The organism is Amycolatopsis sp. NPDC051716 (assembly GCF_040681595.1).
In the GTDB taxonomy this organism is placed as follows: domain Bacteria; phylum Actinomycetota; class Actinomycetes; order Mycobacteriales; family Pseudonocardiaceae; genus Amycolatopsis.
In genome coordinates, this window is record NZ_JBFAZA010000022.1 from 144,822 (window position 1) to 154,998 (window position 10,177).

A 10,177-nucleotide genomic window follows, 5' to 3' on the forward strand; every position below is an offset into this window, starting at 1 on the left:
GCCGGCACGTCCGCGGTCAGGCCGGGCCGAGCTCGGCCAGCAGCCGGGCGATCGCGTCCTTTTTGGACACCCGGCGGGCTTCTTCGTAGCGCGAGTCGTAGTCCGGGAGCGCCGCGCGCAGGGTGTCGATGAGCGCCCGGACCTCCGGGCTGCCACGGTCGAGCCGCCCGCGGATGACGGCGGACGCGGCGAGCAGCCGGGTCGCCGTTTCGGGACGGCCCTGCCGTTCACGGATGATCGCCAGCAGTTCCACCACCCCGGCCAGGTCGGGCATGTCGCCGCGCTGGTTCGTCGCCCGGATCGCGATGACCGCGTGCGGCTCGGCCTCGTCCGCCCGGCCCTGGGCCAGCAGGATCCGCGCCTCGAAGGCGTTGATGAACTCGTCGCCGATCCCGCCGGGGAACCAGTCGTCGCCACCCATCGCGGCGACGCGGTCGAGCAGCGCCCGTGCTTCGGCCAGCCGGTCCGTGCGCAGCAGCAGCTCGAGCCGGCCGAACATCAGGATGGCCCGGTGCTGCAGGTTCGTGATGCCTTCGCCGTAGCGCTCCGCCGCCTCCTGATCGCGCCAGGCACCCTCGAAGTCCCCGGCGCGCGCCCGCTCGACGGCCAGCCGCCACCAGTGCTGCACGGCGTCCTCGTACGACCGCAGCTCGATCGAAAGCGCGAGGCCCTGCTGGTAGGTCTCGATGGCCTTGGCGCTGTCGCCGTTCTGCGACAGCGAGTACGCCTTGAAGCTCAGCGTCATCGCGATGCCCCAGCGGTCGCCGACCGCCTCGAACCCGGCGTGGGCCAGGTCGCGTGCCCGGTCGGCCCCCTCGACGTCGCCCTCGTCGTCGAGCAGGAAGCTCTCCACCCAGTGCGCGCCGGCGCGGGTCCACTGGTCCGGGTGCCGCGCGGCCCGGCTCACCTCGCGGCCGGCGATCTCGCGATCCCCGCCCAGGAAGGCCAGCATCGGCAGCGCCACCGCGAGGCCCGGGTAGCGGTCCACCGCCTCGGTGCGCACGCAGGCGTCGACCAGGCGGAGGATCGCAGGCTGGTCCGACCGGACCGGGACCGCGTCCATGAGGTAGCCGAGCGCCCGGTAGGCGGCCAGGGCCGCCGGGGGCAGCCGGTCGCCGAACTCGAGGGTCTCGCGCAGCAGCGAGCCGATCCGCCCGCCCTGACCCAGGATGGTCAGGTACCAGAACATCCCGTCCAGCAACGCGACCGCGTTGTCCACATCGGACATCTCGATGGCCCCGCGCAGGGCGGCGATCATGTTGGCGCTCTCGGCTTCGTACTGGTCGATCGCCCGCAGCTGGTCGGCCGTGCGCAGCGTCGGCTCCAGCCGCTGGGCGAGTTCGGCGTAGTAGCGGGCCATCGCCCGGCGCGTGCGGTCGTGCTCCCCCGACTCCACCAGCCGCTCGGTGGCGTAGACCCGCAGCGTTTCGAGCATCCGGTACCGCGGCTCGCCACCGGCGTCCACGGTGTCCACTATGGACTTTTCGACCAGGCTGCCGAGCACGTACGGCACGTCGGCCGCGGGGAGCAGCTCGTCACCGCAGACGGCCTCGATCGGGGCCAGCTCCGCGCCACCGGCGAACACCGCGAGCCGCCGGGCCAGCACCAGCTCGGGCTCGGCCAGCAGTTCCCAGCTCCACTCGACAACCGCGCGCAGCGTCCGCTGCCGCGGCAACGCCGTCCGGCTGCCCGAGGTGAGCAGCCGGAACCGGTCGCCGAGCCGGCCGGCGATCTGGGCCACGGTCATCGACCGCAGCCGCGCCGCGGCCAGCTCCAGCGCCAGCGGCATCCCGTCGAGCCGGCGGCAGATCTGCCCGACGTGGTCCACAGTGGACTCGTCGAGGACGAAGTCGGGGCGGACCGCGGCGGCCCGGTCGAGGAACAGCCGGGTCGAATCGAGTTCGGCGGCCTCCGCGGGCGCGGCGCGTTCCGCGGGCACCGGCAGCGGGCCGAGCGGGCAGAGCGCCTCTCCGGTGATGGCCAGCGGCTCGCGGCTGGTGGCCAGGATCCGCAGCCGCGGTGCCCGGTGCAGCAGCTCGTCGGCCAGCCGCGCGGCGGCGTCGACGACGTGCTCGCAGTTGTCCAGGACCAGCAGTGCTTCCTCGCCGCCGAGCACCTCGACGGCCTGCGCCACGGGATCCGGCGGCCGCCGGTGGACCTCGGCCTCGGGGCGGATGTCGCGGACCTCGAGCGCGCCCAGCAGCGCACCGGCGACGTCGTCGGGGTCGCGGACGCCGGCCAGCGCGGCGAACCACACCCGGCCGCGCTGGTGCGTGGGGTGCCGCGACGCCGCCTCGGTGGCCAGCCGGGTCTTGCCCGCCCCGCCCGGCCCGGTCAGGGTGACCAGCCGGGCACCGCCGAGGAGCTCGGCCAGCAGCTTGAGCTCGTCGTCGCGGCCGACGAACGTGGTCAGCCGGGTCGGCAGCCGGTCGGCCACCGGCGAGGGCGGCGCGAACTCGCCGCGCAGCGCGGCGACGTGGATCTCCTGCAGCTCGGCCGAGGGGTCGACACCGAGCTGGTCGGCCAGGGTGCGGCGGATCCCGGCGTAGACGGCCAGCGCTTCCGGCTGCCGCCCGGCCGCGCACAGCGCGCGGATCCGCAGCCCGGTGAGCCGCTCGCGCAGCGGGTCGGCGTCGGCTGCCACGGCCAGGTCGGCCAAGACCGCCGCGTGCTCGCCCAGCCGGATCAGCGCTTCGAACCGGTCCTCGGCCGCCTCGGCCCGCAGCTCGGTGAGCCGCCGCGCCGGCGCCGGCGCGAAGGGCGCGTCGAGGACGTCGGCGAGGGCGGCGCCCTGCCACAGCGCGAGGGCCTCGGTGAGCAGGCCGGCGGCGCGCGCATCACGACCCGCGGCCAGCTCGCGGCGGCCCTCGGCGGCGAGCCGTTCGAACCGTTCGGCGTCGACGTCCCCGGCCGCCACCGCGAGCCGGTAGCCACCCGGCCCGGATTCGACGGCCACCGGCAGCACCTTCCGCAGCCGCGAGACCAGCGACTGCAAGGCGTTGGCCGCGTCGGCCGGCGGACCGGCGCCCCAAAGGCCGTCGACGAGCGCGTCGGCCGGGACCGCGCGCCCGGCGTCCAGCGCGAGCCTGGCCAGGAGCATGCGGAGGCGGGCGCCGCCGATGTCGATCGGCGTGCCGTCGTCTTCCGCCGCCCGCAGCGGGCCCAGCAGCGCAACGCGCATGTGCCCAGCTTTCCAGACGTCGGCCCGCCGCCGGGGCGGGCCGACGGAAGTGCTGATTATCCGGACAAATGCGACGCGGTCTCCCGGATCACCCGTTCGTGGCGATACGTTGCGGACGAGGTCCACCGACACGGACAGGAGCGTTCATGAGGGGACAGAAACCGGCCGTGGTGGCGGCCGCCGTGGTCGCCAGTCTCTGCCTGGGCACCGGCGTCGCCGCGGCCGGCGAAGGCTGGGGCGCGCCGAAGCCCGGCAGCGACGGCACCGGCGACAGCTACTACCCACAGGACGGCAACGGCGGCTACGACGTCGCCGACTACAACCTGAAGGTCACCTACGACCCGGCGTCGCACCAGCTGACCGGCAACCAGGACATCGCCGCGCGGGCGACGCAGTCGCTCAGTTCGTTCAACCTGGACCTGCACGGCCTGACCGTCGACTCGGTGAAGGTCGACGGCCGGGACGCGAAGTTCAGCCGCACCGGCGACCACGAGCTGGTCATCACGCCGTCGCGGGCGCTCTGGCGGGGCCAGCGCTTCAAGGTGAACATCGCCTACCACGGCGTGCCCGCGCCGATCGACGACCCGGCGCTCGGCAACAACGGCTGGCAGTTCGCCCAGGCGGGCGGCGCGTTCGTCGCCGGCGAGCCGAAGTCGGCCACCACCTGGTACCCGGTCAACGACACCCCGCTCGACAAGGCCACGTTCCACCTGGCCATCACCGTGCCCGACGAATGGGGCGTGATCTCCAACGGCCGCGAAAAGCCGTCGGTCAAGGCGCCGGGCGGCACCACGCACGTCTGGGCCGAAGAGACGCCGATCGTGCCGTACATGACGACGGTGGCGATCGACAAGTGGACCTTCGACCGCCAGAAGCGCAAGGACGGCACCCCGATCGTCAGCGCGTTCGCCCCCGGCACCCCGGACTCGACGAAGCAGGCCGAGGCGCGGCTGCCGGAGATCCTCGACTTCCTCGAGTCGAAGTTCGGCAAGTACCCGATCGACGCCGCGGGCGGCATCTTCCTCAACGAGCAGATCGGCTTCTCGCTGGAGACGATGAGCCGGCCGATCTACTCGGCGGGCTGGGCCGGCACGGTGCCGACGATCGTGCACGAGAACGCCCACCAGTGGTACGGCGACTCGGTCGCGGTCGCGCACTGGCGCGACGTCTGCCTCAACGAGTGCTTCGCCTCCTACGCCACCTGGCTGTGGAACGAGGGGAAGGAAGGCGTCGACCTGAACAAGCAGTACGCCGACAACGTCAAGAAGGCTTCCACGGCGTTCTGGAACGGGAAGCTGTACGACATGGGCCAGGGCCAGGAGTTCACGTACGTGTACTCGAAGGGCCCGATGATGCTGCACGCGCTGCGCAACTACATCGGTGAGCAGGCCTTCTCCTGGGTCCTGAAGACCTGGCCGTCGCTGCACCGCGACGGGAACGCGAGCATGCAGGAGTTCCAGCGGTTCACCGAATTCGCCGCGCACCGGAACCTCCAGGGCTTCTTCGACGCGTGGGTGTACGGCACCGGCAAGCCGGCCGACCAGTACCTCTACCCGGGTGGGCTGAAGCCCGCCGCCTGATAACGGTCGTCGTCGAGGCCACCCTGCGGACGTAGGGTGGCCTCGACGTTTTTCGCTCCACTCCGGGAGGCGGCATGGCCAGGGTGCTGATGACGGGGTTCGCGCCGTTCGGCGGCGAGCCGGTCAACCCGTCGTGGCAGGCGGTTTCGCTGGTGGGCGCGCGTCGTGACGACGTCGCGGCGGTGGAGCTGCCCTGCGAATTCGCGACGTCGCTGCCCACGCTGCGGCGGGCGCTGGAAGAGCACCGGCCGTCGCTGGTGGTCTGCGCCGGCCAGGCGGGCGGCCGCGCCGAGGTGACCCCGGAACGGGTGGCCGTCAACCTGATCGACGCCCGCATCCCCGACAACGCGGGCGCCCGGCCGGTGGACGCCCCGGTGGTCGCGGAGGGCCCGGCGGCGTACTTCACGACGCTGCCGGTGAAGGCCTGCGTGGCGGCGATCCGCGCGGCGGGCGTCCCGGCGTCGGTCTCCCACACCGCCGGGACGTACGTGTGCAACCAGGTGTTCTACGGGTTGATGCACCTGCTGGCCACGGAGTTCCCGGGCGTGCGCGGCGGGTTCGTGCACGTCCCGTTCAGCCCGGAGCAGGTCGCGGCCGCGAGCAAGCCCGAGCCGTCGCTGAGCGTGGACCGGATCGCCGACGCGCTGGAAACCTTGGCGGACACGGCGTTGCGGGTCACCGAGGACCTGAAGGTCAGCGCGGGCGCGGAGCACTAACCACCGCGGCCGGTGAGCTCGACGAACGCCGCCGGGCCCGGGACGTTGTGGTGGACCGTCAGGTTCGCGACCCGGTCGCCGCTCCGCGCCGGGGTGAAGCTGACGACCAGCGTGCAGCGGTGGCCCGGCGCCACCTCGTGACCGACGCACGCGCTCGCGTCCACCGCGAAGTCCGTGCTGTCCAGCTCGATCCCGCTGACCCGCAACGCGCTCGCGCCGACGCTGCGGACCGCCACCACGCAGGTCGTCGTCGTGTGCACGGGTGCCGCGGGGCAGGTGACCGACTCTGGGACGATGACCCGCGCTTCCGCGGCCACCTCCGGCACGCCGGGGAACGTCGCCGAGCGCCCGCGCACGAGGTCGAGCACCGTCACCCCGGTCACCGTCAGGACCAGCGCACCCGTTGCCAGCAGCAGGATCGCGATCGCCTTGATGCCGCGGGCGCTGCCGTCCTTGGCGGTGAACCCGCCGGCCGCCAGCACGGTGACCACCAGCGTGGAGATCAGCGTCGCCTCCGGGCCGGCCCCGATCGCCGCCGGGACGAGCGTGCCGAGCAGCGACGCCCCCACCGTGACCGCGAAGCCCGTCCAGGAGAAGCGTTCGGCCTCGCGCAACCGGCTCCGCACGGTCGGTGCGCGAGGTTCCGTCACCGTGCTCGTTCTCGTGGCTGTGCTCATGCAGGAAGGAGCGGCGAGCCTGCCCGCCACGGACGATTTTCGCCCGTTCGGCGGTACGGCAAGGCGCTCGTGATCTGGGGCACACCGTCCGCAAACGCCCCTGGCGGCCGATCGAACGGTGTTTACATGTCCCGACGCGCAGCCCGAAGAAGAGGTGAGTGATGATCGGATTCGAGACCGACCTGCAGGACCTGCGGGACTCGGCCGGAGCCCTCCAAGACGCGGCCGGTGCCGCGGAAACCGCGTCGAGCGGCCTGCGCGGCACCGACGTCCCCGTCGCCGGCGGTGGCGGCTTCCTCGGCGGTCTCGCCGGGATGTTCCCCGCGGACAACGCCTTCGGCCGCTCGCTGGGCATGCCCGCCGTCGCGGCGGCCTACAACGACCACCTGGCGAAGATCCAGAAGCTGGTCGCGCAGCTGCACCAGACCACCGCCGACACGAGCCACGCGCTGATGCGGGTGGCGGAGCTGTACGAACAGGCCGACGAGGACTCGAAGCGGCACGTCAACCGCGCGGCCGCGGGCCTGGAAGGGAACTGAGGACGTGGACGGCTACTTCGACACCGGCCTCGACGCCGAGCCGATGTCCAGCGGTGAAGATCGCCGCGCCGAACTCCTCGAGGGCGTGTCCGAGGACCTGAAGGACGGCGCGAACGACGCACTGGACGCGCTCGAAGTCCTGCGGATGACCGAGATCTGGCTGTTCGGCTTCGACGACTCGAACGAGAACTTCCGGAAGATGCAAGACGACACGGCCGCCGTCTACCGCGAGTTCTCCGACGCCGACATCGACCACGAGTCGGCGTCGGGCCTGCAGAGCCTGATCATGAAGCACGACGCCGTCTGGAAGCAGCTGCAGCGCGACTCGAGGCCGAAGCTCGACGACGCCCGGCAGTTCCTCGACGTCTGGCGCGGCTCGGCCGCGAACGCGGTCAAGGCCTACCTCAACCAGCTGGCCGACGCCTTCACCGAGGTCGAAACCAAGATCACCGTGCTGGAGAGCGACGTCGTGGCGGCGCGCGAAGCCATCGCCTCGGCCCGGCAGGACCTGAGCAACCTCGGCACCACGTTCCTGGAGACGGCGAAGAAGTACCAGGAAGACCAGTCCCGCAAGCGCGAAGCCGCGATGTCGAAGGTGCTCGCGGCGACCTTCGCGGGCGCGGTCGCCGGGCTGCTCACCGTGGCCAGCGCCGGCGTCGCGGCCCCGGCGGGCGCGGCGATCTTCACCGCGGCCAACGGCGCGCTGGTGGCCGGGAACGCCGCCGGTGGCGCGATCAGCGCGATCGTGGCGAACCAGACGGAGATCACCGGCGACAACGCGTTCGACCTGCACCAGAGCTTCCTCGACAGCGCGGGCAAGATCCGCGACGGTGCCGGTGAGGCGGCCCGGACGCTGGCGAACCGCATCGGCGACGAAGCCGTCGACCTGCCGAAGATCCCCGACCCGCCGGACGTCAGCCCGGGCTCGAGCTTCGACCCGGACAACTTCGAGACCGAGCACACCTCGCGGCAGACGGAGAAGAACGTCCGCGACGAGCACGTCGACATCGCTCCCGACGGCGAGGTCTCGCGGGACGACGGCCACCTGGGGCTGATGCATGGCTGACCGTCCGGCGAAACCGGACCGCGAAACCCTGCTCGCCGAGCTCGACGCGCTGTCGGCGACGGCGACGTCCGCCGACGGCGCGGTTTCGCTGTCGGTCAACACCGACGGCGTGCTGACCCGGCTGCGGCTCACCGACGCCGTCTCGGGGATGTCGCCGTCGGAGCTCGCGAACGCCGTCCTGCGCACGTACGTCGAGGCCCAGCGCGAGTCGGCGAAGCGGACCGGGCAGCTGTTGGCGCCACTGGGCACCGGCGGCTACCTGATGGACCGGCTGCGCTGGCGGGTGCGGTTCGAGCCGGAACCGGTGCCCGTCGCCCTTCCGACGCCTTCTCCGGCGGCTCCGGCCACGGATGGCAAGGTGCTGCGGGACCGGTCTTCGGAGGCCGCGGCCGCCGCGCCGCCGTCCGGGCCGGTAGCGGACGACGACTGGTACGCCGGCGGCATGCGGTTCGACAAGGCCTGGTGAGCCGTCAGGCCGGCTTGACCTCGCGGATGAAGCCGGCGATCAGATCATCGAGGCGGCTGGGATCTTCCGTGAGGTAGATCGCGGCCACCCGGCGCTCCTCCACGCCGAAGAGCACGATCGACGACTTCTTGTCGGCAGTGGCGACGTACTCGCCGTGCAGCCCGCCGCCGGCCCAGGCGCCGCGGCCGACGGCGCTGCCGGCGGCCGGCAGCTTCGTGTTCACCTCGACGTCCTTGATCGTCAAGCCCTGGTAGTAGCTGACACTGCCGCCCGTGAAGTCGCAGATGACCGCGAGCCGGGCGCCCAGCAGCTGGCCGATGTGGTCGATTTCCTTGCAGGTGCTCCGATCCGGGACGGCCCCGGCCAGTGTGCGCAGGCACGGGGTGAAGCCGGCCCGGTCGCGCTGCGCCGTCTGCGTGCAGTCCGCCGCGGCTTCCGCGGCCTGGCCGCGGATGACGAACACGACGACGGTGGCCACGACCGCGGCGACCAGGAGCACGGCGAGCGCGAGGAACCAGCGCCGGGGTTTCCGGCGCGGCTCCGGCGGCGGCGGGTGCTGCGGCGGCCGCGGGGGCTGCTGCTGCCACGGTTGCGGCCGTGGCGGCGTCACGGGCGGGCGGACGGGCGCGAACGCGGGCACGGTGAGGTCGGTGGTGGTGCCCAGCGGAACGTGGTGGAGCCCGAACGCGACGGCCGTCTCGGGCTGGTCCTGCGTGGTCGGCGCGACGCCGAGCTGCCGACCGAGCAGCGTGGCCAGCAGCGGCATCCGGCTCGGCCCGCCGACGAGGTAGACCCCGGCGAGCTGCGCGGGCGTGAGGCCGGCGCGGCGGATCGTGGTGGCGAGCAGCTCGGCGCTGCGCAGCAAGCTGGGCCGCACCAGCGCTTCGAGCTCGTCCCGGCTGACGAGGACGTCCCCGAACGGCTCGGCCATCGGCACGTGGGTCTGCGCGTGCCGGGAGAGGCTTTCCTTGGCGTCACGGACATCCTGCAGCAACGCGCGGCGCGTGCGGCGGTCCGCGGTGGTCTGCGGCCGCAGGAGACGTTGCCACTGCGCCGGATCGGCGTGCGAGACGGAACGTCCGATGTGGACGAGCAGGGCCTGGTCGATGTCGAGGCTGCCGAGATCGGGCAGGCCGTCTTCGGCGAGCACGGTGAAGCCCTGCCGGGTGATTCCGACGACGGCGCAGTCGAAGGTGCCGGCCCCGAGGTCGTAAACGCCGATGGGGCCGCCGGCCCGGCTTCCCAGGCTGGCGTAGTGGGCAGCGGCGGCCACCGGTTCGGGGATCAGCCGCACGTCGGCGAACCGGGCCTTCGCGGCGGCGGCCCGGAGGACGTCCTGCCGGCCGGCACCCCAGCCGGCGGGGTGCGAAATCCGGGTCTGCGCGGGTGGGCGGCCGAGCTGCCGTTCGGCTTCCTCGCCCATCCGGCGCAGGACGGCGGCGAAGGCGTCGGCGATGTCGACGTCGGTTTCGCCGAGCCGGAGAGTGCCTTCGTCGATGCGCCGCTTGGGGTTCGGCTCGAACCGGCTGGGGTCGAGCCGCGCCCGCCGTTCGGCGTCCTGGCCGACGACGAGCAGGCCGTCATCGTTGACGTAGACGGCGGAAGACATCGTGACGGACCCGTCGACCTCGATGGCCCGCGGTCCACGCCCGAAGGCGGAGAGGACCCCGACGGTGCTGGAAGTCCCGAAGTCGATCGAGAGCACGTCCACGCGGATTCCCCCTCCCAAGGTCCGCGGGCATCGTCTCACGGGCTTGGACAGCGAGAAGGGCGGCTCCCCACTCGGGGAACCGCCCTCCTGGCGGACTACGCGGCGATCACTCGCCTTCGGCTTCGCCGCCCTGTTCTTCGTGGCCCGCGCCGATGCTGACCGGCGGGGCGTCCGGGATGGACGAGGGCCGGCGTTCACCGCGGAAGGTGAACTTCGCCTGGTCGTCCTTGTCCTCGGGGTT

At 72.7% G+C, this 10,177-nt stretch carries 8 protein-coding genes; 5 read left to right on the forward strand and 3 right to left on the reverse strand.

Annotated elements, in window-relative coordinates:
• Positions 1-16: 16 nt before the first annotated feature.
• Positions 17-3,181 (reverse strand): BTAD domain-containing putative transcriptional regulator, encoded by a 3,165-nt coding sequence (locus tag AB0M30_RS28840; RefSeq protein ID WP_364589719.1) that lies wholly within the window; start codon positions 3,179-3,181, stop codon positions 17-19.
• A gap of 146 nt (positions 3,182-3,327) precedes the next feature.
• On the opposite strand from AB0M30_RS28840, the gene AB0M30_RS28845 reads away from it, so the two are divergent.
• On the forward strand, positions 3,328-4,761 hold the full coding sequence (locus tag AB0M30_RS28845) for a M1 family metallopeptidase (RefSeq protein WP_364589722.1): 1,434 nt from the start codon (positions 3,328-3,330) through the stop codon (positions 4,759-4,761).
• 74 nt (positions 4,762-4,835) lie between these two features.
• Complete coding sequence (gene pcp / locus AB0M30_RS28850; RefSeq protein ID WP_364589725.1) at positions 4,836-5,477, forward strand: pyroglutamyl-peptidase I; 642 nt, start codon at positions 4,836-4,838, stop codon at positions 5,475-5,477.
• Here the strand turns inward: pcp and AB0M30_RS28855 are convergent.
• Positions 5,474-6,127, reverse strand: coding sequence for a hypothetical protein (locus tag AB0M30_RS28855; RefSeq protein ID WP_364589728.1), 654 nt, complete (start codon positions 6,125-6,127; stop codon positions 5,474-5,476). The genes pcp and AB0M30_RS28855 overlap by 4 nt on opposite strands.
• A gap of 188 nt (positions 6,128-6,315) precedes the next feature.
• On the opposite strand from AB0M30_RS28855, the gene AB0M30_RS28860 reads away from it, so the two are divergent.
• The 3 genes from AB0M30_RS28860 to AB0M30_RS28870 are packed head-to-tail and all read left to right on the forward strand — an operon-like array spanning position 6,316 to position 8,225.
• Entirely contained in the window at positions 6,316-6,693 is a 378-nt protein-coding gene (locus AB0M30_RS28860) for a hypothetical protein (RefSeq protein WP_364589731.1), read from the forward strand.
• A gap of 4 nt (positions 6,694-6,697) precedes the next feature.
• Positions 6,698-7,759, forward strand: coding sequence for a hypothetical protein (locus AB0M30_RS28865; RefSeq protein WP_364589734.1), 1,062 nt, complete (start codon positions 6,698-6,700; stop codon positions 7,757-7,759).
• Positions 7,752-8,225 (forward strand): YbaB/EbfC family nucleoid-associated protein, encoded by a 474-nt coding sequence (locus AB0M30_RS28870; RefSeq protein WP_364589737.1) that lies wholly within the window; start codon positions 7,752-7,754, stop codon positions 8,223-8,225. Before AB0M30_RS28865 ends, AB0M30_RS28870 begins: the two co-directional genes overlap by 8 nt.
• Positions 8,226-8,229: 4 nt before the next feature.
• Here the strand turns inward: AB0M30_RS28870 and AB0M30_RS28875 are convergent, their stop codons facing one another.
• Complete coding sequence (locus tag AB0M30_RS28875) at positions 8,230-9,936, reverse strand: Hsp70 family protein (RefSeq protein WP_364589740.1); 1,707 nt, start codon at positions 9,934-9,936, stop codon at positions 8,230-8,232.
• Positions 9,937-10,177 lie beyond the last annotated feature (241 nt).

Excerpts from the sequence above, each read along its gene's own strand:
- AB0M30_RS28840 (WP_364589719.1), bottom strand. The coding sequence starts at position 3,181 with ATGCGCGTTGCGCTGCTGGGCCCGCTGCGGGCGGCGGAAGACGACGGC.
- AB0M30_RS28845 (WP_364589722.1), top strand. The coding sequence starts at position 3,328 with ATGAGGGGACAGAAACCGGCCGTGGTGGCGGCCGCCGTGGTCGCCAGT.
- pcp (WP_364589725.1), top strand. The coding sequence starts at position 4,836 with ATGGCCAGGGTGCTGATGACGGGGTTCGCGCCGTTCGGCGGCGAGCCG.
- AB0M30_RS28860 (WP_364589731.1), top strand. The coding sequence starts at position 6,316 with ATGATCGGATTCGAGACCGACCTGCAGGACCTGCGGGACTCGGCCGGA.
- AB0M30_RS28870 (WP_364589737.1), top strand. The coding sequence starts at position 7,752 with ATGGCTGACCGTCCGGCGAAACCGGACCGCGAAACCCTGCTCGCCGAG.